The organism is Paraburkholderia sp. BL10I2N1 (assembly GCF_004361815.1).
Classification (GTDB): Bacteria; Pseudomonadota; Gammaproteobacteria; order Burkholderiales; family Burkholderiaceae; genus Paraburkholderia.
The window spans coordinates 1,589,175-1,614,193 of the sequence record NZ_SNWA01000001.1; the positions used below are offsets into that span (position 1 = coordinate 1,589,175).

At 62.6% G+C, this 25,019-nt stretch carries 23 protein-coding genes and 1 pseudogene; 11 read left to right on the forward strand and 13 right to left on the reverse strand.

Translation table 11 applies throughout. The features are described from left to right. Positions 1-79: 79 nt before the first annotated feature. From B0G77_RS07415 to B0G77_RS07435, 5 genes are all read right to left on the reverse strand, one after another. Positions 80-1,039: an ABC transporter permease gene (locus B0G77_RS07415; RefSeq protein ID WP_133661529.1), complete on the reverse strand. Its 960-nt coding sequence runs from the start codon at positions 1,037-1,039 to the stop codon at positions 80-82. Positions 1,040-1,061: 22 nt separating this feature from the next. Beyond that, positions 1,062-2,078 carry an ABC transporter permease gene (locus B0G77_RS07420; protein WP_133661530.1) on the reverse strand — a complete coding sequence of 339 codons (1,017 nt, stop codon included), beginning with the start codon at positions 2,076-2,078 and terminating at the stop codon, positions 1,062-1,064. After that, on the reverse strand, positions 2,068-3,633 hold the full coding sequence (locus tag B0G77_RS07425) for a sugar ABC transporter ATP-binding protein (protein ID WP_133664070.1): 1,566 nt from the start codon (positions 3,631-3,633) through the stop codon (positions 2,068-2,070). Before B0G77_RS07425 ends, B0G77_RS07420 begins: the two co-directional genes overlap by 11 nt. A 290-nt stretch (positions 3,634-3,923) precedes the next feature. Next, positions 3,924-4,931 carry an ABC transporter substrate-binding protein gene (locus B0G77_RS07430; RefSeq protein ID WP_133661531.1) on the reverse strand — a complete coding sequence of 336 codons (1,008 nt, stop codon included), beginning with the start codon at positions 4,929-4,931 and terminating at the stop codon, positions 3,924-3,926. A 110-nt stretch (positions 4,932-5,041) separates the two neighbouring features. Continuing rightward, complete coding sequence (locus tag B0G77_RS07435; protein WP_133661532.1) at positions 5,042-6,094, reverse strand: LacI family DNA-binding transcriptional regulator; 1,053 nt, start codon at positions 6,092-6,094, stop codon at positions 5,042-5,044. A gap of 321 nt (positions 6,095-6,415) precedes the next feature. On the opposite strand from B0G77_RS07435, the gene B0G77_RS07440 reads away from it, so the two are divergent. Continuing rightward, a complete protein-coding gene (locus B0G77_RS07440; protein ID WP_133661533.1) occupies positions 6,416-7,387 on the forward strand; it encodes an aldose 1-epimerase in 972 nt (323 codons plus the stop codon). A gap of 72 nt (positions 7,388-7,459) precedes the next feature. Here the strand turns inward: B0G77_RS07440 and B0G77_RS07445 are convergent, their stop codons facing one another. Both B0G77_RS07445 and B0G77_RS07450 read right to left on the reverse strand, forming a co-directional pair. Next, positions 7,460-8,257, reverse strand: a complete 798-nt coding sequence (locus tag B0G77_RS07445) for an endonuclease/exonuclease/phosphatase family protein (RefSeq protein ID WP_133661534.1) — start codon at positions 8,255-8,257, stop codon at positions 7,460-7,462. 31 nt (positions 8,258-8,288) lie between these two features. Beyond that, positions 8,289-8,783, reverse strand: a complete 495-nt coding sequence (locus tag B0G77_RS07450; protein ID WP_133661535.1) for a hypothetical protein — start codon at positions 8,781-8,783, stop codon at positions 8,289-8,291. A 390-nt stretch (positions 8,784-9,173) separates the two neighbouring features. Between B0G77_RS07450 and B0G77_RS07455 the strand changes: the two genes are divergently transcribed. The 5 genes and pseudogenes from B0G77_RS07455 to B0G77_RS07475 form a co-directional block, all read left to right on the forward strand. Continuing rightward, the gene (locus B0G77_RS07455; RefSeq protein ID WP_133661536.1) at positions 9,174-10,151 is read left to right on the forward strand and encodes an AAA family ATPase; all 978 of its coding nucleotides are present in this window, start codon (positions 9,174-9,176) and stop codon (positions 10,149-10,151) included. Positions 10,152-10,376: 225 nt separating this feature from the next. Beyond that, positions 10,377-10,580: a hypothetical protein gene (locus tag B0G77_RS07460; RefSeq protein ID WP_133661537.1), complete on the forward strand. Its 204-nt coding sequence runs from the start codon at positions 10,377-10,379 to the stop codon at positions 10,578-10,580. A gap of 217 nt (positions 10,581-10,797) precedes the next feature. After that, positions 10,798-11,904, forward strand: a complete 1,107-nt coding sequence (locus tag B0G77_RS07465) for an NAD(P)/FAD-dependent oxidoreductase (RefSeq protein WP_133661538.1) — start codon at positions 10,798-10,800, stop codon at positions 11,902-11,904. 168 nt (positions 11,905-12,072) lie between these two features. Continuing rightward, positions 12,073-12,384: a high-potential iron-sulfur protein gene (locus B0G77_RS07470; RefSeq protein WP_133661539.1), complete on the forward strand. Its 312-nt coding sequence runs from the start codon at positions 12,073-12,075 to the stop codon at positions 12,382-12,384. A gap of 128 nt (positions 12,385-12,512) precedes the next feature. Beyond that, a pseudogene (locus B0G77_RS07475) lies at positions 12,513-12,875 on the forward strand (hypothetical protein); the annotation flags it as partial. On the opposite strand, the gene B0G77_RS07480 reads toward B0G77_RS07475, so the two are convergent. After that, the gene (locus B0G77_RS07480; protein WP_133661540.1) at positions 12,876-14,381 is read right to left on the reverse strand and encodes an amidase family protein; all 1,506 of its coding nucleotides are present in this window, start codon (positions 14,379-14,381) and stop codon (positions 12,876-12,878) included. 189 nt (positions 14,382-14,570) lie between these two features. Beyond that, positions 14,571-15,269, reverse strand: coding sequence for a dienelactone hydrolase family protein (locus B0G77_RS07485; protein WP_133661541.1), 699 nt, complete (start codon positions 15,267-15,269; stop codon positions 14,571-14,573). A gap of 737 nt (positions 15,270-16,006) precedes the next feature. Between B0G77_RS07485 and B0G77_RS07490 the strand changes: the two genes are divergently transcribed. Then, positions 16,007-17,152, forward strand: coding sequence for a branched-chain amino acid ABC transporter substrate-binding protein (locus B0G77_RS07490; RefSeq protein ID WP_133661542.1), 1,146 nt, complete (start codon positions 16,007-16,009; stop codon positions 17,150-17,152). 390 nt (positions 17,153-17,542) lie between these two features. On the opposite strand, the gene B0G77_RS07495 is transcribed toward B0G77_RS07490, so the two are convergent. After that, positions 17,543-18,754: an MFS transporter gene (locus B0G77_RS07495; protein WP_133661543.1), complete on the reverse strand. Its 1,212-nt coding sequence runs from the start codon at positions 18,752-18,754 to the stop codon at positions 17,543-17,545. A 195-nt stretch (positions 18,755-18,949) separates the two neighbouring features. Here B0G77_RS07495 and B0G77_RS07500 point away from each other — a divergent pair, with 195 nt between their 5' ends. From B0G77_RS07500 to B0G77_RS07510, 3 genes are all read left to right on the forward strand, one after another. Further along, positions 18,950-19,612, forward strand: coding sequence for a pyridoxamine 5'-phosphate oxidase family protein (locus B0G77_RS07500; RefSeq protein ID WP_133661544.1), 663 nt, complete (start codon positions 18,950-18,952; stop codon positions 19,610-19,612). 391 nt (positions 19,613-20,003) lie between these two features. Next, positions 20,004-20,303 carry an H-NS histone family protein gene (locus tag B0G77_RS07505; protein ID WP_133661545.1) on the forward strand — a complete coding sequence of 100 codons (300 nt, stop codon included), beginning with the start codon at positions 20,004-20,006 and terminating at the stop codon, positions 20,301-20,303. Between the two features lie 270 nt (positions 20,304-20,573). Then, positions 20,574-21,818 carry a cation diffusion facilitator family transporter gene (locus B0G77_RS07510; RefSeq protein WP_133661546.1) on the forward strand — a complete coding sequence of 415 codons (1,245 nt, stop codon included), beginning with the start codon at positions 20,574-20,576 and terminating at the stop codon, positions 21,816-21,818. A gap of 52 nt (positions 21,819-21,870) precedes the next feature. Here B0G77_RS07510 and B0G77_RS07515 read toward each other — a convergent pair whose 3' ends face one another. The 3 genes from B0G77_RS07515 to B0G77_RS07525 form a co-directional block, all read right to left on the reverse strand. Continuing rightward, entirely contained in the window at positions 21,871-22,329 is a 459-nt protein-coding gene (locus tag B0G77_RS07515; protein ID WP_133661547.1) for an Lrp/AsnC family transcriptional regulator, read from the reverse strand. 96 nt (positions 22,330-22,425) lie between these two features. After that, on the reverse strand, positions 22,426-23,052 hold the full coding sequence (locus tag B0G77_RS07520) for an exonuclease (RefSeq protein WP_133661548.1): 627 nt from the start codon (positions 23,050-23,052) through the stop codon (positions 22,426-22,428). Continuing rightward, on the reverse strand, positions 23,049-23,693 hold the full coding sequence (locus B0G77_RS07525; protein WP_133661549.1) for an MBL fold metallo-hydrolase: 645 nt from the start codon (positions 23,691-23,693) through the stop codon (positions 23,049-23,051). The genes B0G77_RS07520 and B0G77_RS07525 overlap by 4 nt, the downstream gene beginning before the upstream one ends. Before the next feature lie 627 nt (positions 23,694-24,320). Here B0G77_RS07525 and B0G77_RS07535 point away from each other — a divergent pair. After that, positions 24,321-24,917, forward strand: coding sequence for a septal ring lytic transglycosylase RlpA family protein (locus tag B0G77_RS07535; RefSeq protein ID WP_133661551.1), 597 nt, complete (start codon positions 24,321-24,323; stop codon positions 24,915-24,917). The last annotated feature ends 102 nt before the right edge of the window (positions 24,918-25,019 follow it).

The following is a 25,019-nucleotide window of genomic DNA, read 5'->3' on the forward strand; positions in this document are numbered from 1 at the left end:
AAGGAAAGCGCAATTTTACTGTGCTTGCTGCGGATTTTCCCTGCAGGCATCGCCTCGACAGGAGCGAGGCCACGCTCGTTCAACTCGCCGCCGCACTCCGCTTGCCGCCGCGCTGCTTCAGCACGCGCGCCTGCAGCACGATCACGAGCAGCAGAAACACGCCGCGAATCACCGACTGCCAATACGCCGACAGGCTGATAAACCCCAGCCCGTTCTCGAAGTTGAGCAGGTTGAACACCAGTCCGAGCAGCAGCACGCCTGCGATGGTCATCGCGATCGACCCTTCGCCGCCCGTGAGCAGCGTACCGCCGAGCACCACGGCCGAGATCGCGAACAGCTCCCAGCCGACGCCCTCGTTAGGCTGTCCCGCGCCGAACTGGGCGGCCAGTATCACCCCGGCGAGTCCGGCCAGCAGCCCGCTCGCCGCGTACGCCGCGACAAGCGTGCGGTCGACGTTCAAACCCATCAGGCGTGCGGCCTCCTCGCTGCCGCCGATCGCGAGCGAATGCCGTCCGAAGCGCGTGCTACGCAGCGCGAGCCAGCCGATCACCGCAGCGGCGAGCGCGACGAGCCCCGGAATGGGCAACCCGAACAGATCGCCCTGGCCGAAGTTGCCGAAATTCGACTCCGCCGAAATCGACACCGCGTCATTGCGCCCGAGCAGGAGCGCGACTCCGTGTGCACCCAGACTCGTCGCGAGCGTCGTGATGAACGGCAGGATCTTGAGCCTCGTGATCACGAGTCCGTTCAGCACGCCCACGGCAAGCCCGGCTGCTGCGCCGGCGAGCACCGCGATCCAGCCGCCATATGGGCTCGCCAGCGCCGCGACGACGCTGGAAAGCGCGGCCACCGTGCCTACCGACAGATCGATACCGCCCGTGATGATGACGAACGCCATGCCGACGGAAATCAGCGCGAACATCGAGTTGTAGCGCCAGAACGAAGTGATGTTGTACGAGGACGCGAAATGCTCGTAGCGCACGAGCCCAAGCACAAGGAGGGCAACGAGTGCGAGCAGGATCGGAAGGTTCTTTTTCATCGCAATCGAATTTCGTGGGAGGTCAGCGCGAGCGCCGCTGCACATACACGGCGGCAATGATGATGCCCGCCTTCACGACGAGCGCGGCCGCATCGGGAATGCCGTGCGCGAGCAGGGTATAACGCAGCAACTGGATGATCAGGGCACCGATCAGCGTGCCACCGATGTATGCCTTGCCGCCCGTCAGCGCCGTGCCGCCGACGGCCACCGCGGCAATCGCATCGAGTTCGATGCCGAGCCCGACTACGTTCGCGTCCGACGACGAATTCACCGAAATCGAGATCAGGCCGGCGAGGCCCGCCAGCGCCGCGCACACCGTGTAGGCGATCAGCTTCACGCGCGCGGTCGGCACGCCGCACAGGTACGCGGCCTTCTCGTTGCCGCCGGTGACGAGCAGATATTGGCCGAACAGCGTCTTGCGCACGATCCAGACGAAAAGACTCACCAGCGCGAACATCAGCAGCACCTGAAACGGCACGCCGCCGACCTTGCCGAGCGCAATCCACTGGAAGGCCGGGTTGTCGAACGCCTGCAGGCTGCCGTCGGTGACCACCTGCGCGATTCCGCGTCCCGCGATGAACAGCACCAGCGTCGCGACAATCGGCTGCACCGATAATCGCGTGACCAGCAGGCCGTTGAACACACCGCAAACCGCTGCGGCCAGTACCGGCAGCACAAAGGCTAGCGCCACGCCCGTCGGCCCCGCGATGTTCATGAACAGCATCGGCGCGAGTGCGCCCGAAATCGCCATCGACGCGCCCACCGACAGATCGATCCCGCCCGTCGCGACCACCAGTGTCATGCCGATGCCGACGATCACGATCGTCACCACCTGAGTCAGGTTGACGTTGAAGGTCTGCAGCGACCAGAAGTGCGGCGTGAAAATCAGATTGAAGACGAGCATCGCGAGCAGCACGATGATCTCGCGCTGGATCGGGATGCGTCGACGCGCGCGCGTCTTGCCGTCGGATGCGGACAACGCGGCCGTGGCGGGTGCGGGCAGCGGTGCGGCGTCATTGCGCAGCGACTCATGAGCCATGGCGACCGCCCTCCAGCGCGTCATCGATGTGTGCCGCGTTCACTGCTTCGGCCAGTTGCGACGGGCCTTCGCTACCGTACGCAATGGCATCCATGATCGAAGCCTCGCTCATTTCGGTACCGTTCAGTTGGGCGACCGTGCGACCGTCGCGGATCACGACGGCGCGATCGGCCACGGCGGTCAGTTCTTCCAGTTCCGAGGCGGACAGCAAGACCGCCAATCCCGAATCGCGCAGCTCGCGCACGATTTTCGCCACGTCGGCTTTCGCGCCGACGTCGATGCCGCGCGTGGGTTCGTCGAGCAACAGCAGCTTCGGTTGCGTGGCGAGCCAGCGCGCGAGCAGCACCTTCTGCTGATTGCCGCCGGACAGTTCGCGGACCGGTTGATCCGGCGAGCGCAGCTTGATGCCAAGCGACCCGATGAAGCGCTCGACGATCGCCTGCTGACGCTTCACGTCGACGATGCCGTGCTTCGACAGCGTGCGCAGGCAGACGAGCGTGAGGTTGTCGCGCACCGACAGTTCCGGAACGATGCCTTCGGCCTTGCGGTCTTCGGTCAGATACGCGAGGCCGCGTGCGATCGCGTCCTGCGGCGACTTCAGCGCCACAGGCTTGCCGTCGATTTCCAGTGTGCCTCGCGCCACCGGATCGGCGCCGAACAGCAGCCGCATCGTCTCCGTGCGACCGGAGCCGAGCAGGCCGGCGAGGCCGACTGCTTCGCCCGCGTGCACGTCGAGCGATACGTCGCTCACCTTGGGATGAAGGGCGAGATGCTGCGCCGAGAGGGTCTGCGAGCCGCGGCGTGCGAGATTGGCCTCGCGGGCGGCGCTATCGTCCTGCACGACGGCGGCGAGCGTGCGGCCGAGCATCGTCGTCACGAGTTGCAGCTTGCCCATGTCGGCCATCGCACTTTGCGCGACCGTCTGACCGTCACGCATCACGGTGACGCGATCACACAGCGCATACAGTTCGTCGAGCCGGTGCGAGACGAAAATCACCGCGCGACCGTCGTCGCGCAGCTTGCGCACGACGTTAAAGAGCAACTCCACTTCGCGCTCGTCGAGCGACGAAGTGGATTCGTCCATGATCACCATCTTCGCGTCCGACGACACTGCGCGCGCGAGCGCCACCATCTGCTGGATCGCAGTCGAATAGCTGCTGACGCGTTTCGTTACATCGATCTGCAAGCCGAACGATTCGAGCAGCGCGGCGGCGCGTTGCCGCACGGCGCGCCAGTCGATCAGTCCGAAGCGGCGCGGCTCGCGTCCGAGAAAGATGTTTTCCGCGACCGAGCGGAACGGGACCAGATTGATCTCCTGATAGATCGTGCTGATGCCCGCTTCGCGCGCTTCCTTGGGCGTGCGGAACTCGATCTCGCGCCCTTCGAAACGAATGATCCCACCCGAGCGGCGGTAGGCCCCCGTCAGGATCTTGATCATCGTCGACTTGCCGGCGCCGTTCTGGCCGATCAGCGCATGCACTTCGCCCGCCGCGACTCTCAGCTGGGCGTTGCGCAATGCGGGGACGCCGCCGAAGCTGATCTGGATGTCCTGCATCTCCAGCAGCGGCGGGCGGATGAGGCTGGACGCTGGTATCTGGCTACCGGTGTGGGTCACGTATGTCCTCCTGATGCACGGCCTGGGCAGCGCGGCGTGACGTCTGCGAGAGGGTAAGCCTGGATTCCGCCAGGCGCAGAGGGTCGTCCAGTGTGCGCTTGCGACATAACAAAGCGAAGCGACGGCCCGCGCCAGACGGGCACGCCGCTTCGAACCCTTCACGTCAACCGGGTGCGACAGCGCCCGGATTCAGCACCTGCCCGAACCGCATGCGGCGACCCGGCACCTGCTCAATACCCGTACTGCATGTTTTCCTTGATGTTGCTCTTGTCGTAGAAGCGGTCCGACACCTTCACCCAGACCGGGATCGTTTCGCCCTTCGCATAGCGCTGCGCCACATCGCACGCGAGCGGCCCGAAGAACGGGCTCGACTGCACGCTTGCACCCAGTTCGCCGGCGGCGATTGCGTCCATGCCGCCCTTCGTGCCGTCGATCGTCACGATCTGGATGTCCTTGCCCGGTTGCTTGCCCGCAGCCTTGATCGCTGCGATCGCTCCGAGCGCCATTTCGTCGTTGTGGGCGTACACGGCCGTGACGTCCGGGTGCGCCTGCAACAGCGTTTCCATCACCTGACGACCCTTGTCGCGCGCGAAATCGCCGCTTTGCGAGGCGATGATCTCCATGCCCGGGTTCTTCGCGATGATCTCGTCGAAGCCCTTCTTGCGGTCGTTCGCAGCAGACGCGCCGGTGGTGCCTTCCAGCTCGATGATCTTCGCCTTGCCGCCGGTTGCCTTGACGAGCCAGTCAGCCGCGCGATGGCCCTGATCGATGAAGTCCGAGCCGATGAACGTAATGTAGTCGCGACCGGCCTTCGCGACCGACTGATCGACGTTGCGGTCGACCAGAATCACCGGAATGCCGGCCTTTTTCGCCTGCAGGACCACCGGTGCGAGCGGCTTTTCTTCACGCGGCGGGAACACGAGCAGATCGACGTGCTGCGCAATCATGTTCTGGATGTCCGATACCTGCTTCGAATTCGAGCCGTTGGCATCCGTCATCACGACTTGCCAGCCGCACTTGGCGGCGATTTCCTTGAAGCTTTTCGTTTCCGCGAGACGCCAGGGGTTATTGCTTTCGGTCTGCGCGAAGCCGACCTTTAGTGGGGTTTTGGTGGGGAGTTTGGGCAGTGCATCGTCGGCGTGCGCCGTCGCGGTGCCAAAGCCGAGTGCCAGCGCAAAAAGCGTTCCGGTGAGCGGACGAACCCGCTGCAAACGCGCCTGCAGTTTAAGCGACGTCATGTCTTCCTCCAGTACCAGGTTTAGTTGCTTTTGTGTTGCCTGCGCCGGCCGTCGAGGTCGGCGCCACGTCGACCGGGTGTGGCGATTATTTCATCGCAAATTATTATTAGTCAATCACTAATAATATTAGTTGTTGGCTGTTTTGCTTCGGTAAATACCCTAACCGACGCGCGTTCGACGAGCGGACCGTCGAGTTTCACCATGCGGTGGCGCACCGGAGCGCCCGCCGCGCGGTTGTGTTCTTCCTGCAATAACGTTTCCACCGCCCAGCGGCCCAGTTCGTAGTTCGGGAGCACGACCGTGGAAAGCGGTGGATGGGTGTGGCGGGCGATTTCCTGGTCGTCGTAGCCGAGCACTGAGACGTCCTCCGGCACCCGGTGGCCGAGTTGTTTAAGCGCCTCGATGGCGCCTAGCGCCATCAGGTCGTTCGCGCAGAAGATGGCGGTCGGCGGATTGGCTTCGCGCATCAGCGACAGCGTCTGCTCGAAGCCGGTGCCGGAACTCCAGTCGCCGTCGCGCACGAGTTCCGGTGCGAACGGCAGGTCGGCGGTGGCGAGCGCGGTGCGGTAGCCCTTCAGGCGATCCTTCGCGGCGTCCTGCCACGGTTCGCCGTTGATGTACCCGATGCGGCGGTGACCTGCGCGCAGCAGATATTCGGTTGCGACGTGACCGCCTGCAACTTCGGCCGGCACGACCGATGACAGCCCGCCATCGCTCGTGTAGCAGTTGAGCAGCACGGTGGGGACCTTCGACAGCGCGGCCGGCAGCGTGACCTTGCGGGTGTAGACCGTCGCGTAGATCACACCGAACACGTTGGGGCTGGCGAGCGCCGCTTCGAGCACCTGCTGCTCGATCTCGGCGTTGCCGTGCGTCGAGTAGACAGCGAGCATCTTGCCGTTCGCAAAGGCGGCGTCGCGCGCGCCGTCGATGTTGACCACCGGGTGCGGGCTGGTCGAGATTTCGTCGGCCAGATAGACGATCAGGCGGCGTTCGTCCTTCGAGGCGGGCAGTGTTTCGCGGGTCGACAGCCGGTAGCCGAGGTCGTGCGCGGCCTTCAGCACCTTGTCGCGGGTGGCTTCGGAGAATTTGGCGCCGGTAGCGTTGTTCAGGACGAGCGAGACAGTCGATTGCGACACGCCGGTGAGCTTGGCGATGTCGGTCATGGTGGGACGGCGTTGAGTCGATTTTTTTCATTGAGCAGGCCGCGCCGATCGCGCGGCGAAAGCAGAGGGCGCGGAGGGCGCCGGCGCTCTGACGGTACCACTAATAATATGCCCCGGGCAACGCGCGCTAACCCGGCTGTTTTGTGCTTCGAAGCCGTGCCCTATCGACCGCTATTGTTTCAGATTATTACTAATAATATTGACGGGATGCGCTTCACCGTGCGATTCTCGGGCGCGGACTTTCAGAGTGCGCCGGCTGCGCGCGACGCGCAGCAAGTCACCAGAGACGACCAGGGCGCCTTAGCAACCTTCGATATGACCATGCGCAATGTTTCCTTCAATCCGGTTCGGCCGGAGGCATCGAACGATGCGTGGCTCGACGATCCTTCGCTGATCGCGCTTCGCAGCGGCCGCACGGAATTGCGGGTGGCGCCGCAGGTAGGCGGCTCGATTGCGGCGTACTACGAGCGAACCGGCGAGGGGTTTCTTCACTGGCTGCGCCCGGCCACGCGCGGGGCGCTCGCCGCCCGCGATCCCTTGCAGATGGCGAGCTTTCCCCTCTTTCCCTATTGCAACCGCATCCGCGACGCGCGCTTCGAGTTCGACGGCCGTCCGATCGATCTGGCCGGCGACGGAAACACGTTCGCTCACGCGCTGCACGGTCATGCGTGGCGGCGCGCCTGGCAGGTCGGTGCACGCACCGCGTCATCGGTTCAACTGGATCTGGACCACACGCCGGATTCCAGGGTCACGGGCGACTGGCCGTTCCGCTATAGCGCGCGGCAGCAGATCGAACTGATCGGAGACGCACTGCATATGACACTATCGGCGCGCAATCTCGACGACCGGCCGATGCCATTCGGCATGGGCCATCACCCCTACTATCCGCGAACACGGGACACGCGCGTGACGGCTTCCGTCGATGCAATGTGGCATGCCGATCCGGACGTGCTGCCGACGCATCTCGGCGCCCATCCTGCGGTCGAAGCGCTACGCGAAGGGATGTCGGCGGATGCCTTCGATCTGGATAACAACTTCACTGGCTGGGGGCGCGAGGCGGTTATCGCATGGCCGGAGGAAAGGCGCGAGGTGACGCTGATCGCAGACGCGAAGTTTGGGCAGATGGTGGTGTTCGCGCCTGCGAGCGAGGCGTTGCTGTGCGTCGAGCCGGTGTCCAACACGACCGACTGCTTCAACCTGTCGAGCGAAACGCGGGAGCACGTAGGCGGTTGCGTGCTGATGCCCGGCGAGGAAATCTCGGGTGTCCTGAAGTGGGTACCAGCAAGATTTTGATTGCAGGCCTTTACGGCTCACGTCGACGTCGATACCCCGTGAGAACCGTGACGTACATCGGACATCCCTGCCCTATCCCACCTGCAGCCGCGCCATATACGGCAAATGATCCGACAGCCACGCCGTTTCCTGGGTGGGCTGAATCCACTCGATCGGCTTCATGTCGCGCACGAACATCTTGTCGAGCGCGAGTGCCGGCGAAAACGCGGGAAATGTACGGGCGGGTTCGCCGAGCAACGTGGCCACTTCGTGCAAGCCATGTTCGCCGAAGAGCGGCACCGAGTCGTTGCGCCAGTCGTTGAAGTCGCCCGCGAGTACCAGTGGACCCTGCGGCGCTTCCTTCGCAATCCAGTGCGCGATCCAGTTCATCTGACGCAACCGCGCGGCGCGCGTCAGTGCGAGATGGGCGCACAGCAAGGTGACGGAGTGCCCGCCAAACGTCGCGCGAGCGACGAGCAGCCCGCGCCGCTCGAAGCGGTGTGCGGAAATGTCCCAGCGGCCGCCCAGGTCCAGCGGGTGCGGCGACAGAATGGCATTGCCGTGCCGCCACGACGGCTTGAACACGTTCGGCCCGAGCGCGATTTCCAACTCCAGCGCCCGCGCGATTTCGGTCGCCTGACAATGCCAGATGTCGTCGGTGGGGTCGCCGAGCGGCGCGCCAAAGGTGGATGACAACACCGGTGAAGGCATGCGGCGCGCCATCGCTTCCTGAAGGAAGTAGGCGTCGGCGTGTGTCGACTGGACCCAGCGCTGCATCGCCTGCCACGCCTGAAAGCCGAGTGGCGAGCGGCCTTTGTGCAGGTTCCAGCTCACTGCGATGAAATCTTTGAGGTGTGCGCTATCGCGGATCAGTTCTTCGGGGTTTCGCATGCCGGGTTGTCCAGGTCTTTCTTCATCGATGTCATGGATTGGTGGCGAGACTCGCGCGCACCTGGTAGACCAGCGTCGGATCTTTATCGACGATCGTCCAGGTGACCCACTGGCCGGCCGGCAACGTCAGGCCCGGATGACTTGCCGACACCAGGCGCGGCTGAGGCGGCAACTTGCAGCCCGTGGCGGTCTGCGTCGCTCTGGGGTCCTCGAGCGTTTCCTGAGCATCGATGGCGAGTGTGATGTCGGTGGCGCTGGCCTGTGTTGGCGAAACGGTCAGCGTGCGCGACAGGTCAATGCTGCCGCCGGGCGCATCCTTGCAGCCGACGTTGTGCGTGACGACATGATGGTGCGTGTCCGTGCGCGCCTGGCCTACGGTTGTCGTACCGTCGAAGGCATCGACCTGCTGGCCGTCGTTCATCACCTGCAACTCCCAGTGCACCGCCTGCTGCGCGGGGCGCTGCTGTGAGTGAGCCAACAGTGCCGAAGTGCCGAATATCACGGCAACGACGCTGGTTTTCCACATATCGTGTCTCCGGAGGCGGCTTCATCCGCCCGGTCGGGCTGAAGCCCATCTTACGCTGGAACGGGCAAAAGATTTCTGACACCGGAGTGGGGGGCGGGTTCAGCCATGCCCCATCGCTGATGGCGATAGAGTCGCGCCGGTTCAAGCATTCTGACGTTCAGCGGCGGCCGGTCCGCGGGTGAAAACGGACCGCCGTGGGTCGTTTTGCGAGGCGCCACGGTGTTAGCAGCAGACCCGCATGGCTGCTCGCTTGCAAGTGAATATTGCATCGATACACTGAATTCTGAAGCGATGTTTTGCCAATGTCGCTTCGGCGGGAACGGGCAGGAAGATGCAGGCACACGCAGGACTCGCGGGTAAATCCGGCACATCAAAAGAACGGGGTGAACTATGACGACAGCCATGGTCAGACAGGAAATCGCGGTGGCGTCGTTCAGCCAGGTGTACGACCTCGATCGGGTCGAGACGGCGCTGAACGATCTGGGCGAAGGAGCAAGTGATGCTCTGCGCGCCACCTACGAAAAGATGCTGAAGGTCGGCAACCTGCGTTTTTGCGTGAAGCCGAACCGGATGCCGTCGATTGACGACCTGATCGACGCGCTCCCCAACTTCTCCGAGCCGCTCGACGATGTGCGCCGCCAGGTCGCGCTGTGCCTCGAAACGGAAGACCGGCTCGAGCTGATGCCGATCCTGCTGCTCGGCGATCCTGGCATCGGCAAGACACACTTTGCGAAGCAGTTGTCGCGGCTCCTCGGCACGTCATATCACTACGTCGCGATGAGTTCGCTGACGGCAGGATGGATCCTGTCGGGCGCGTCGTCGCAATGGAAGAACGCGAGGCCAGGCAAGGTGTTCGACGCGCTGGTGCATGGCAGTTACGCCAACCCGGTGATCGCGGTCGATGAAATCGACAAGGCCAGCGGCGATTCGCAATACGATCCGCTCGGGGCGCTCTACGCGCTGCTGGAACACGACACCGCGCAGACCTTCATCGACGAATTCGCTGAAGTGCCGATCAATGCGGGCCACGTGATCTGGATCGCGACAGCCAACGACGAGCGCAGCATTCCGGAGCCGATTCTGAACCGGATGAACGTCTACGAGATCCCGGCGCCTGACCGTGAAGGTGCGCGACGCATCGCACAGTCGATTTACGATGAAATTCGTTCGGCGCACGCCTGGGGGCAGCGCTTCCCGGCCGAGCTTGGCGATTTGACGCTCGATGCGCTCACGCGCGCGTCACCCCGCGAAATGCGGCGCGCGATCCTGAATGGTTTTGGCGCCGCACGCATCAGCGGACGTGACCATATCGCGGCGGATGATATCCGGCTCGATCATGCCGCACGACGCAAACCCATCGGTTTTTGAGCAATTCCATGGATTTTGCCTCCGTTTAAGGCCGTCTTTCCCATGAAACCGCCTGCGGGCGGTTTTCTTTCGTCTGTGAATCGCCTCGCCATTGTTGTTTGAATAACAATAGTAAGTTGCCTCAATCAGAATGGATTTTTGATAGTCAGGGAATACACTAAGTCTTCATGCACTGCAGATGCGTTCGCGCACCAGGCGCTCATTCAACGACTTCAGGACTCCCTCATGAGAACCACTTCTTTTGCCCTGCTGTTTTCTGCTGCCGTTGCTGCACCTGCTTTCGCAAGCGGTGATGGCGCAGAGCCGTCGCATCGCCCCGCAGCGGCCGCGCCGCAGCAGCCCGGCACGGCTGCGCGCGCCGATGCCACGTCGGACATCGCCAGCACGCAACGCGACCGCCCGATGAACGAAGGCACGGCCCGGAACTGAGGCCGGATCGTAGTCCGGTCGAAAGGGCCTCGTAAAAAGAATGCCCGCAGTCGGGAGACTGCGGGCATTCTGCTCCGGAGCGGCGTCGTACAATTTGCTTAAGTAGAGCAGATACGTTCGACAACGAGCGGTATGCAGCGCAAAGCGGCGGCATCCTGTTTTTAAAACTCAGCGGGTCGACGAGGCAGTGCGCGGGCTCTAGACCGCGTCAAGGGACATGGATCAGATCGAATGTGTAGTGATCGGCGCAGGCGTCGTCGGCCTCGCCGTGGCACGCGCGCTGGCGGCGCGCGGCCATGAGGTCATCGTGCTGGAGTCGGCCGAAGCGATTGGCGTCGGCACCAGTTCTCGCAACAGTGAAGTGATACACGCGGGTCTCTACTACCCACGTGGCTCGCTGAAGGCAACGCTTTGCGTGCGCGGCCGCGAAATGCTCTACGAATACTGCGCGGCGCACAGCGTGCCCCACCAGCGCTGCGGCAAACTTCTTGTCGCGACGGCGCGCAACCAGATTCCGCAACTCGAGGGCATTCTGGCGCGCGGCAAGGAAAACGGCGTGCTCGACCTGATGCGGATCAGCGGCGAAGCAGCGCAGGCGCTCGAGCCTGCCCTGCAATGCGTCGAGGCAGTGTTCTCGCCGCAGACGGGTATCGTCGACAGTCATCAATTGATGCTCGCCATTCAGGGCGACGCCGAGCGCGATGGCGCGGTGTGCGCGTTCCACGCGCCCGTGGAAGCGATCGAGGCGAACAACGGACGCTTCGTCGTGAAAGTCGGCGGCACGGCGCCCACGACGATCATTGCCGCCTGCGTCATCAACAGTGCCGGTCTGCAGGCGAATGCGCTGGCGTGCCGGATCCGTGGGCTCGACGCCCGTCACGTTCCGCCGCTCTATCTCGCGCGCGGCAACTACTTCAGCGTGTCCGGCCGCGCACCGTTTAGCCGTCTGATCTATCCGATGCCGAACGACGCGGGGCTTGGTGTTCATCTGACCATCGATCTCGGCGGCCAGGCGCGCTTTGGTCCGGACGTCGAATGGGTCGACAGCCTCAACTACGATGTCGATCCGCATCGTGCCGAAGCCTTTTACGCCGCAATCCGGGCCTACTGGCCGCAACTCCCGGACGATGCACTGCAGCCCGCCTATGCCGGCATTCGTCCAAAGCTCTCCGGGCCGGGTGAGCCGCCTGCAGACTTTCTGATCCAGGGGGCGGCTGCGCACGGTGTGCGTGGCCTCGTCAACCTTTTCGGCATCGAATCGCCGGGATTGACGGCGTGTCTCGCGATTGCGCAGCGCGTCTGCGAACTGGCGGGACGCGGCTGAAGGGACGTCCCCCAGTTGCGCCGGGCGCAAGTTCCGCGCCCAGGCGCTCCCGTGCGGATTCGCTTATTCCAGGCATTTAAGGGAACCCAGGCGGCCGCTTCATTGTTATTCTTGGGGAAGCGCTGTCGTCAGAACGGCGTTCAGTTTAATAACATGGAGTGTGTCCCCATGAAGTCATCCCGTCGTACGTTTTTGATTACGAGCATCGGCGTTGCGTCGACGCTCGCTCTGTCCCGCCAGGCGTTCGCCGATGCACCCAAGGTAGCCGAAACCGATCCGACCGCTGTGGCGCTCGGCTACAAGAGCGACGCAAGCAAGGTCGACAAGGCGAAGTTCACGAAATTCGTCGCCGGCCAGAACTGTGGCAACTGCAGCTTCTTTCAGGGCAAGCCTACTGACGCCTATGCCGGATGCCCGATGTTCGCCGGCAAGCAGGTCGCGAACACGGGATGGTGCAGCGCATATAACAAGAAGGCCTGATAGTCTGAAGAAGCGCATTCATGCTGCGTCTCGTCTGAAAAGGCGGCGCAGCATGACATTGTGCCCTCTTCCGCTCGTTACGGAAGCGCCTGTCGCGGAATGCGTCCGGCGCTTTTTTGTGCCTTGAAATCTACGTGCTGATCAGCTATCTGCCCGCCTTCGCCGTCAAGAAACTGAAGCTGCCCTACGCGCAGTCGTTCTACGCGGTGATCTTCGGCAATCTGCTGTTGATGGTACTTTCGCCGATCGCGGGCGCATGATCGGATCGCCGGGGGCGCAAGGGGCTTACGCTGTGGTCGCCGATCACTACGCTGGTGCTGATCTATCCGCTCTTTCCATGGCTCGCTGGCGCGCCAAGCGCGTCGAAGCTGATTCTCGTGCAGGCGATCCTGTTGGTGACGCTGGCGGGCCTCACGCTGTCGATCATCGCGGTGGCCTGCATTCCGGCGATGCGCCACGTCGATCTCGACGCGCGGCGCAAGCCAGCCTGATCACGCGCGAGCCTGCATGAGCGGCGGCCGCCGGTCGAACCACGGACGCGCCGCCTCGAGTTGTGCGGCGAGCCGAAATAGCGTGGCCTCGCCACCGTCGCGGGTCGCGAACTGCACGCCGACCGGCAGGCCGCGCGAGTTCCAGTAGAGCGGCACCGACATCGCCGGCTGCCCGGTCAGATTGAACAGTTCGGTGCAGCCCGCCCATGCGAACGCCTTGTTCGACGCTTCTTCCAGCATCTTCTTCATCAGCGCTTCGATCGGCATGGCGGTGACCGCGCGCATCTGCATCCGTTCGAACTGGGTGGGCAGCATTTCGCCGATCTTGATCGGCGCGCCGGCGAGCGTTGCACACAGGATCACGTCATAGCGCGTCAGCAGATTGGTCACCTTCGCCGTGACGCGACGCTGCTCTTCAAGTGCGGCGGGCAGGGCGCGCTCGCCGAGCTTGCGGCCGATATGCGCCATCGCCCACGTCGATATCTCGAACTCGGTTCGCAGCGGCTTGCGGCCCGTCACACGTTCGGCATTCAGCACGATGTCTTCCGCCACAACCGACCAGATTGTGAGGAACGGCTGCCGGACGGCTTCGAAGTCGATGCCGAGCGAAACGGGCTCGACGCGATGCCCGAGCGATGTCGCGAGCTGCGCGGCATCTGCGAGCGCGGCACGCACATCGGCAGACAGGGTTGGTGCGAGCATGGGATCGGTTACGTAAGCGATGTGCAACGGTTTGCACGGCTCGCCGGTTGCGCTGAGAAACGTGCCGGGTGCGCCATGCGGGAGTGCTGCGTTGCCGCCGGTGAGATCGAGCAGCAACGCGCTATCGCGCACGCTGCGCGACACCGCGTGGTCGACGCCGAGTTCGCCTGGCGTTTTCAAGGCTGCAGGCGGTTGCCGGCTGCGCGACGGCTTGAGTCCGAACAGGCCGCAGCACGAGGCGGGAATGCGGATCGAGCCGCCGCCGTCGGACGCGTGCGCGATCGGCACGATGCCTGCCGCGACGGCTGCCGCTGCTCCGCCGCTCGAGCCGCCCGGCGTGTGATCGAGGCTCCATGGATTGCGGCACGGACCGAACAGTTCGGGCTCGGTGTAGGGCATCTGCCCGAGTTCCGGCGTGCTCGTCTTGCCGAAGATGTTGAAGCCGGCCGCCTTCGTCAGCGTGACGATAGGCGCGTCTTCTGTGGGAACATAGTAGCGGTAATGACGGCTGCCCATCGTCATTCGCAAGCCAGCAATCGGTGCGCCGAGATCCTTCATCAGATACGGCACGCCGGCGAATGGCCCATGTTTCGCACCGTTCGCACCATTTGCACCGTTCGCGCCATGGTTCGATGCGCGCTGACGGGCCGCATCGTAGTCCTTCAATATCAGTGCATTGATCGCGGGGTTGACCGCTTCGGCACGCGAGATTGCAGTGTCCAGCAATTCGCGCGCGCTGACTTCGCCTTTTCGCAGGAGTTCGGCAAGGCCGATGGCGTCATGGGACAGATAGTCTGATTGCACGACGGATGCGCCCCCGCGGTTGAGTGTTCTTGGCTGCACGTTACATGCAATGCATGTGACGTCGCCGTGACAGCCAGATGAGCGTTGGCTGCATTATTTGTGTCATCGTTCCGGCGACGCGTAAGACCCGACGCATCGCAGGATACACGCGGCGCCGTGTGTGCTGGCCGCGTGCTGATGGATTGCAGCTTACAGGCGTTCGCCGAGGAACGTCAGCGTGCGGCCGTGCGCGAGCGCAGCGGCGTGCTGATTGTATGAAGCACGGTCCGGACAATTGAAGCCATGATCGGCGTTCGGATACAGATGGAATTCGGCGTCGTCGCGACCGGCGAAACGTTCTTTCACCTGACCCACTGCGTCGAGCGGGATGCCTTGATCGAGTTCGGCGTAATGGAACTGCATCGGTACCTTGATTTGCGCGGCCAGATCCAGGTGGTTCTGGATGCCGCCGCCGTAGTAGGCCACTGCGCCGTCGACCGTGCGCTGTGCCGCCGCCAGATACGCAAGGCGGCCACCGAAGCAGTAGCCGATCGCCGCCACCTTGCCGGTTACCTCGGGCATGGCTCGCAGCGCCTGCGCGCTCGCGCCGATGTCCGCAACGGCGAGGTCAACGTTGGTCTTCTGCAGGATCTCGATACCCTTGTCGCGGTCGGCGCCCGCGTAGGCCAGTTCGACACGCGGCTGCGTGCGCCAGAAGATATCCGGTGCAAGGGCGATATAGCCATCCTGCGCGTACTGGTCGGCGACGGAGCGGATATGGCTGTTCACACCGAAGATCTCCTGAACGATGATGACGGCCGGCCCTTTGCCGCTCTTCGGCAGCGCCAGGTAGCCCTCGAAGCTGTCATTGCCGGCAGCGATGTCGATCCATCGGGAAGTTATGCTCACGTCGATCTCCTTGAACGAATGATGAAGCGGTTGATGCGAAATGCGGCCGGTCAGTGTGCCACCAAAAGTCCGGCGTTGCAGTGGCGCTCGACCTTGCGTACGAGGCCGTCGTGGCGTGGCGCTTCCCGCAAGCGGATTGAAACGATCCGGATTGTTCACTTTTCCGCCGCGGGCGGCTTTGGTAGGGTGGGTCAACGCCTGCCGACAGCGACTATGTGCCGTTGTGGGCGGGCAAGGCGCGAACCGCAGCGCAGCGACGGTCTGACCGCTGCCGGGCTGGTCGATCAACTGCACGACCCAAGGCGTGCGGCAGCAGCGAAAATCGCTGTTGCCGCGGACTGCCAGAGGCCACTTCGTGCTCGTTTGAATTAATAAAGGTGTTGCAAATACAGACCCTTAGCGATCTTCCTGCGGCCCTTTTAGAAGAAACCTTCACGTAGCGGAAACCCGCATGGGCTGGCGGTTTCCGCGTGACAGACCGGACCCCCGACGCGGTTTTGGGATAAACACTATTAGTAGTGATCCCACTTTCTCAAAAAAATCCCACAAATTAATTTGATGGCCTACACTTGCGCGCAAGTACGGCTGGCCGCCTGCCAAAAACAGACTGGCTGACGTACTTGCCAAGTGCATGAACGATGCAACCGGCGTGATCGTCCACGGGATGTAACGACACGTGCAGGAAGCGGGGACACAGGGCGATTACGTTGTTTTTGGGACCGAAACTGGAGACTTACATGAACATCAAGATTCAAAAGCTGTTGCCGATTAGCGCTGCGGTGATGCTGTTCGCGACGTTGGCAACATCGGCTGCCGCCGACACGGTCGTCAAGATCGGTCACGTTGCGCCGCTGACTGGCGGTATCGCCCACCTGGGTAAAGACAACGAAAACGGCGCACGTCTCGCCGTTGAAGAAATCAACGCGAAGGGCCTGACGATCGGCGGCCAGAAGGTCACGCTGGAACTGGACGCGCAGGACGACGCGGCTGACCCGCGTACGGCTACGCAGGTTGCGCAGAAGCTGGTTGACGACAAGGTCGTGGCAGTGGTTGGCCACCTGAACTCGGGCACGTCGATCCCGGCTTCGAAGATCTACAGCGACGCAGGCATCGTGCAGATCTCGCCGTCGGCAACGAACCCGGCTTACACGCAACAGGGCTTCAAGACGACGTACCGCGTCGTGGCGACCGATGCGCAACAAGGTCCGGCACTCGCTAACTACGCGTCCAAGACCATGAAGGTGAAGAGCGTCGCGATCGTCGACGACTCGACCGCTTACGGCCAGGGTCTGGCAAACGAATTCGAGAAGACCGCCAAGTCGCTCGGCCTGAACGTGGTGTCGCATGACGCGACGAACGACAAGGCAGTCGACTTCCGCGCAATTCTGACGAAGATCAAGGGCGAAAACCCGGACGCGATCATGTACGGCGGCATGGACGCCACCGGCGGCCCGTTCGCCAAGCAAGCGAAGCAGCTCGGCCTGCGCGCGAAGGTGCTGGCAGGCGACGGCGTGTGTACCGACAAGCTGTCGGATCTCGCTGGCGACGCAACCGACAACATCGTCTGCTCGGAAGCCGGTATGGCGCTCGAGAAGATGTCGGGTGGCGCAGCGTTCCTCGCGAAGTATCAGAAGCGTTTCGGTCAGCCGATCCAGATTTACGCTCCGTTCACGTATGACGCTGTGTACATCGTCGTCGACGCCATGAAGCGTGCAGGCTCGACCGATCCGGCGAAGATCCTGGCGGCAATGCCGGCCACGGACTACAAGGGTGTGATCGGTGAAACCACGTTCGACTCGAAGGGTGACCTTCAGCACGGCGTGATCTCGCTGTACAACTACAAGTCAGGTAAGAAGACGCTGCTCGACGTAGTGAAGATGTAATACCGGCTAGCGGGGAGACCGGGTTCGCCTGGTCTTCGCAAAGTCATGAACGGCACGCGAGGCGCAAGCTTCGCGTGCCTTTTCTTTTGTTGTTCGGGCGGGACGCTGACGCTACATGCGAGCGTGTCGACGTTTTTGCACGGGAAGTGCAGGCGCAATCGTTTGCGCTGGTTTGATCTGGCGTTGCAGGGTGGACACGCGCACAACATGGCGGTTTGTTGAGCAGCACTACTTCCGGAACTGGCTCGCGATGCTCACGCGTATGAAGACGACGATCATCGCGAGTTCATCTGCAACCTCGTGTCGCTGGAAGCAGCCCGCCAAACGGGTCAATGAATATCGGTGCCCAATTCGTGATGTGCCGGCAAAGCGTTCGGCGCGACAATCACATCAAAGCTTCAGCCACCGCAGCACCCTCGGCCCCGTGACCGCGATCAGCGCGGAGCACGCCGCGACAACTGACAGTCCGATGGACAGGTTCGTCACCTGCGCGACGCCGCCGATAATCACTGGCCCCAGCATCAGCCCGAAGTAGGCGAGCCCCGCGACGTGCGCGAGCCCTTCAGCCGCATGGATGCCGTCGACGCGCGCGGCGGCTGCGAACAGCACCGGCATCATGTTCGCCAGACCGAGACCCATCAGCGTGAATCCGGTTAGCGCCGCGACCGGATACGGCAGCAGCAGTGCGCCGATCATCCCCGCGCAGGCGAGCGATGCGCTCGCCATGATCAGTTGCGGCGCGCCGAAGCGGGCGCGTACAGCGTCACCGGCGAAACGGGCCGCGGCCATGCCGCCCGAAAACGCCGCGTACGCGGTGCTCGCGAGAGCGGGCGTCGAGACGACGACATCGCGCATGTAGACGGTGGCCCAGTCGTACATCGCACCTTCGGCGATGAGCGCAATCAGCGCGATCCCACCAAGTGCCCACAGCGCAGGCGAGCGCCAGCGGTTCGCGCGCGGCATGCCGGCATCCGGACGTTCGTGGTGTGGCACGTGCGGCAGCACTGAGGGGCAGGCAATCAGCAGGACCAGCGCGCTGAGCAGCGCGGCGAGCAGCAGATGCACAGCGGGTGCCATCCCGCGCGAAAGCAGCGCGCCGCCGACCGCCGCCCCAGCCATCCCACCGATGCTGAACATGCCGTGCAGCGCCGACATGATGGGCCGCCCGAGTGCCTCCTCGACGGCGCTTGCCTCGGCGTTCATCGCGACATCGAGCGTCGCCATCGCGGCGCCGAACACGGCAAGCACGACGAGCAACAGCCAGTAAGCCGGCACGACCAGGATCAGCGCGCCGCAGAAGGCCATCGTCAGGCCGCCCGCGAGGCACGCGCGGCGCGAGCCGACGCGTGCAATCCACTTAGCATTAAGCGCCATCGCGGCAATCGAGCCGACCGCGACCGCAAGCAGCGCGAACGACAACAACGCTGGATTGAGATGAAAACGGTCGCGCACCGTAGGGACGTACACCCCCCACGACGCGTACATCATGCCGGCAACGAAAAAGAGCGCCATCGTCGCGTAGCGGGCGCGCCGACGCGCGGCGACTGGCAGACTGGCGTGGGCGGCGGGAAGCGCAGCGAAATCGGAGGGGCGATCGGACACAGGAATCTCGCTGAAAAAGAAAGCGCGCTGAAAGCGAAATGTCGATTCTATCGAACCGATCGATCCCATGCTGGAAGGCCCTGAACTAATATCTACTTCTACATGAACGCGACGATGCCGTGCGGCCGACTCACGACGCCGCGTGATGCCGTGCGATCCCGTTCTCCGCTACCGTCTTCCGTCGAGGCTTTCCGCTTGAAACTCCCCGCTCACGCTCCGCTTCATCTGTTGCATCAGGCCGCCGCCGGCACGCTTGCCACGCATTCGCGCCAGCCGGAGGGTTATCCGTATCCTTCGGTGCTGCCGTTCGCACCGGACGCACGGCATCGGCCTACCATCCTCGTCAGCCGGCTTGCCGAGCACACGCGCAATCTGCAGGCGGATCCGCGCTCCGGTTTTCTGATCGTGCACGCGCCAGATGGAGACGTGCTGAACGGTCAGCGGGTCACGCTGCTGGGTTCGTTCGAACCGGTCGAGCCGGCGCCGGAAATCGCGCGACGCTATCTGCGCTATCACCCGGATGCCGAACGCTATCTCATGCTCGGCGATTTCACTTTCTGGGTTCTTTCGCTGGAGCGTCTGCGCTATATCGGTGGCTTTGGGGCGATGGGCTGGCTCGACGCGGATGAACTCGATCCCCTCGAACCGCTTTCGTTCGAAGAAGAAGAGGTGCTCACTGAATTTTTTGATCGACATCCCCGGCGCGGCGGGGATGTCGACCTGGCTGGCATCGACCGTTACGGAGCCGATCTGAAAATCGGCGGTCAGCGGGCGCGCTTCATCTTTGATGCGCCGAAAATGGATTCGTCATCCTTGCATGAGGCGCTAGCTGATTGCATCGAGCGTCACGCGGATTAACTCTGTTGCATCGGGAAAACACTGGTTTGCGCCGCGGAGTATCCCGATAGTAGCGGTCCACGCGTGGATGAAATGAGAAAACTCTCACGCCGTGAAATGTTTTTGTTAAAAAGGTAGATTAATTTTCATGATTCGATAATTTTAACGAGATATTTATAAGACTTGGTAAGGGTTTTTCGGAAAACGATGAATTCCCCTGAAATGAAAAGCACTTGTCTGAGAAGGCGCTACGCGAATTCTTTTGAAACGGGACATAATAATTTTTGGTTGTGGCTTTTCTCCGGTTTCGATTTTGTGTTAATCTCGCCAGCAAATTCCGAGGCATGAACATCTTCAAAGGGCAAGCCAGCACCGAGACTGGCAGTCATTTAACCGAACCACAAGGGAACCTATGTCTTCCTACAAGGAACTACTCGCGCAGCGAGAGAAGCTGGAAAAGCAGATCGAAGAAGCAAAGTCGCGCGAATATGCGGAAGTGCTGAACGAAATCAAGCAGAAAATGGCCGACTACGGCATTACGCTTACCGAACTCGGTGGCGGCCGTGGCAAGGCTGCAAAGGCGGGTCGTCCGCGCGCTGGCGTGGCGCCGAAATATCGCGATCCGGACAGCGGCAGCACATGGTCCGGCCGCGGCAAACCCCCCCGCTGGATTGCGGGCAAGGATCGGGAAAAGTTTCTGATCTCGAAGTAAAGAAGATATTCAAGGGTTGCCGTTTCGCCTGAGAACCGGAAAGCCGCAACCGCTGCAAAGAACCGTGCTACCACAAGGAGCGCGGTTTTTTTATTATTCGCCGGACGGGTCAGGATTTCCCGGCGAGCAGCGCGGTTTCCCGGGAAGCGGAATGCGAATGCTTCGTGTTTTTATAACAGGCTGATTTAAAAGGGAATTTTTCGAGGGCGACCGGTATTTCGACCTTCGGCCCGGTAGAATGACGGCATCGAATAACCCGTTTGCCTTCGTATGTCTTTCGCTGCCACCGAACCTTCCGCAGAAAAACATCAAGTCGCGCGCCGGACCACGTGGGTCAGTATCGCGTTAAACGCGATATTGATGGCGCTGCAAGTCATCATCGGCGTGTTTGCGCACTCGCAGGCACTTGTCGCCGACGGCATCCATTCGCTTGCCGATCTCGTTTCCGATTTTGTCGTTCTATTTGCGAACCGTCACAGCGGGGCGAAGCCCGATGCCGATCACAATTACGGACACAGCCGGTACGAAACGGTGGCCTCTCTGTTCCTTGGCGGACTGCTGATCTCGGTCGGCGTCGGGATGTTGTGGCGCGCCGGTACGCGTCTCGCCAATCTTGGCGATATTCCTGCCGTCCATGTGAGTGCGCTCGTGGTGGCGGTGCTGGTGCTTGTCTCTAAAGAGGGCCTCTTTCGTTACATGCTGCGCGAAGCGCAGCGCGTGCGCTCCGCCATGCTGATTGCCAACGCGTGGCACGCGCGCTCGGACGCGGCTTCGTCGCTGGTGGTCGCGATAGGGATCGTCGGCAGCATGGCTGGCGTGCGCCTGCTCGATCCGATTGCGGCAGCGATCGTAGGCTTCATGGTCGCGCGCATGGGATGGACCTTCGGCTGGGATGCGCTACAGGATCTATCCGACCGCGCGCTGGACGAGGCTTCCGCCGCCGACGTGCGCGCCCTGCTGATGGCAACGCCCGGCGTGCGCGACGTGCATGAGCTGCGAACCCGCAAGATGGGCGACCTTGCGCTGATCGATGCGCATATCCTGGTCGATCCGATGATCTCGGTGTCGGAAGGGCATTACATTGCCGAGTCGGCAAGGGCGCGTGTCCTGACTGACAACCGCGTACTGGACGCGTTGATTCACGTGGATCCAGAAAACGACGCGGTGGCGCGACCTCCGGTCAATTTGCCGCCGCGCGAGCGGATTGTCGCGAACGTTGAGGCGGCGCTTGCCACCCATGGCGCAAAGCCGCTGGCGGTCAACTTGCATTATCTGAGCACGGGTCTCGACATAGAGGTCACGCTGCAACCACGAGCAGGCGATGTTCGCGAAACGGATGCGCAGCTACTGGCGCGTCTCGATGTGGCCGGACTAAAGCGCGAACTGGGTGCGCGCAGGCTGAGCTTGGTTCGGGCACTGTCGGCGCCGGGAGCGTCCGGCGCCGACAGCGAGTCGGGTATCTCACGCGCGTCAGGCGCGAGCCCGGCTGTGCAGGAACGGCACGAGGCGGACTGAGCGTGGCGGGCGGGTGTCGGTTGTTTCGGGCGGAGCGGTCACACCAACCGGGCTAGAGCGGCAGTTGCGTATCGAACTTGATCTCGCGCAGCACGACGCTTGTGCGGACCTGCGCCACAGCGGGAATCTTGAAGATGCGATCGTGCAGGAACGTGTCGTAAGCCTTGATGTCCGGGGCGACGATCTTGAGGATGTAGTCGGATTCGCCGGTGGTGCTGTAGCACTCCGTCACCTCCGGACACGTCGAGATTTCCCGTTCGAACTGCTCGACCCCACCCTCGGTGTGCCGTGTCAGATGGATATGTGCAAGCGCGCAAACGTGCAGCCCGAGTTTCTCGCGATCCAGCAAAGCCGTGTAGCGCTGGATCACGCCGGACTGCTCCATGTCCTTGATGCGCCGCCAGCAGGGCGTGCTGGACAGGCCGACCTGGTCGGAGATCTCCTGCACGGAACGGCGTGCATCGAGCTGCAAAAGGCGCAGGATTTTTTGAGAGAACGTATCGAGTGTCAACTGCGCCTCCGTTTGCTTCGCCAGGTTCCTGAAGCTGAATGGTAGAGGTCGCGAAAACGAAACGCAATGTAAAACGCTGCTGACGAGGGAGATTCCCTAATTTGCTGGTTCGTCGGCGGCTTTTTGTCCTGAGCCGTCCCCATCTTCGTCGATCACGCGCGCTTGTTGCGTGGTGCGCAATTCCGCCAGCATGTTGCAGAAGAGCGCGCCCTGCTCGATTGCGTCGTCGAGCGCGACGTGGGTGTGGGGATGATCGTCGAACCAGTGCTTCGGAAGGCGCGGCTTGATGCACTTTCGGTACGGCAGGCCGGTCATGGCGAACGCGAGCGTCTTGATGTCGAGCGCGGACCAGGAAAACGGGCAGCGGCCGGTAAAGCGCATCATGTACCAGAACATGAAGGTGAAATCGAAGCCCGCCGGCATCGCAACGAACACCGGCTTGCCGGGCAGCGCCTCGACCCATCCGACATAGGCATTGAGCGCCGCGTCGGGTTTCTGAAGGTCCTTGCGGCAGGCAGCCCACGCGTCGGGTTGCGTTTGCCACCACGCGGCCTGCACCGGATGCGGCGCGGCGCCGTCCAGCAATTCGAGATTGGCGGAGAACGTGGCGACGAGCTTTTTGTCAGCGGTATAGGCCGCCGACGCGAAACTGAGCATCGAGTGCGGGCCAGGAATCGGGCCGTCCGCTTCGACGTCAGTGCTCACATAGATTTCAGCGGTCATGCGCCGGCTCCGTCTGCGACGTAAGGGTTCGTGCGCCGTTCGGCGCCGAAGGTCGACGTTGGCCCGTGGCCGGGCACGAAGGTCACATCGTCGCCGAGGGGCCAGAGCTTTTCGCGGATCGCACGGACCAGGTCGCCATGATTGCCCCGTGGGAAATCCGTACGTCCGATTGAGCCGGCAAACAGCACATCGCCGACTAGCGCAAGCCGATGCGCGCGGCTAAAGAAGATCACGTGGCCGGGCGTGTGGCCAGGGCAATGGTAGACCTCGAGCGTCTCGTTGCCGAACTGGACCGATTCGCCATCCCGGAGCCACCGGTCCGGCTCGAAAGCCTCCGCGGCCGGAAAGCCAAAGCGCGCGCTTTGCGTCGGCAACTGATCGATCCAGAAGCGCTCTTCTTCATGCGGGCCCTCAATCTGCACGCCGTAGTGCGCGGCGAGTGTCTTCGCGCCAGCGCAGTGGTCGATGTGACCGTGCGTGAGCAACACCTTCTCGACGGTCACCTTCTGGCGCGCAACCTCACCCTGGATCACGTCGAGGTCACCGCCGGGGTCGACGATCGCGGCGCGCCCGCTCGACTCGCAGACGAGCAGCGAACTGTTCTGCTGGAAGGGGGTAACGGGGATGAGAGTGACTTTCATGACGACGCCGCAACGCTGCAAAAGCCCTGATTGTACCGGCCGCCGTCGCCCGCCGCCCATGTGCCGAATGGCGGATAGGTAGTGCTCATTTTTGCATCAATAGTGAAAATGAATCAAGGTTTTGAGTCGCTCGCCATCCCGAAAAACTGTTTTGGGTATAATGACCGAATCGTGCACGGAAATCGTGCTGTCATCAGGCGATGTGTCACCCTTTTTTGGGGTGGCTGAATTGGTCGTCATCAAGTAAGTGCCGTCGGTGTTCGACGGCAAATCACGCATCGACTGCGGTCGATGCGCACGTCTTGTCCAGCCAGACGCAACGCGTCTGCAACGGCCTTGCTGCCGTGCTGCTGGATGGGGCCTACGCCGCTGTTCCTGCGTCCTGCGTTCTGGACGCAAGAACGTGATTGCCACGTTCGATGGCGGCTTGTGGGGTCTGGTCAGGCTGCCGGGGACAGGTTGCGCCAGACGTGAAAACTAACCGTGCGGTAGCGGCAGAGTGTGTCGCATCCGGGCTTTCGAAGCTCTGCGCATAGCGCAGCGTTTCGCTTTGCCTTGGCCGCCGGAGTCGCATGCAATCCGTAGCAACTGGCTGCGAGATGCGGCTCGACAACGAAAAAACGTCTTATGAATGTCCGACTAGCTCGACGTATCGGGAGTCTTTTTGCCTTTTTAGTGCTGACAGGGTGCGCGATGCCCCCTGGCCCGGCCGAACAGACCGGAGGCGCGTCGCTGCCCACAAAGGGTGCGCGTCTGGCGGGCACCGGTGCGCCTCAGGCGTACGGCGCGGGAACGGGCGCGTCGGGCGACGCGAACGGCACGTTGCTTGCCAACGCCGAACCGCTCTCTGACAAGGGCACCGACGTTTCCGATTTCCATCAGACGGGCCGCGCTTCCTGGTACGGCCGATTCTTCCATGGCCGCCGCACTGCAAACGGCGAACGCTACGACATGCACGCCCTCACGGCCGCGCACAAGACGCTGCCGCTCGGCTCGTACGTCCGTGTGACGAATCCTGACACCTCGCGTTCGGTTGTCGTACGGATCAACGACCGTGGGCCGTACGTCCGCAGCCGCGTGATCGACCTGTCGTATGCGGCCGCCAAGGCCATTGGCATGCAGCACCTCGGCACGGCGCGCGTGAAAATCGAAGGGCTGACGCAGCAGGAAGCGAAGACGGAAATCAATGAGACGTTGGCGTCGAACTCATCTGCAGATAAGTGACGGAAAACCGGCGGCGCGTTGTCTACCGGATGCATTGAGAGCCGATGTCGGGATCTGAACGATCCGTCCGTCAACCGGTTGTGACTGAGGAAGGGCCGCTGC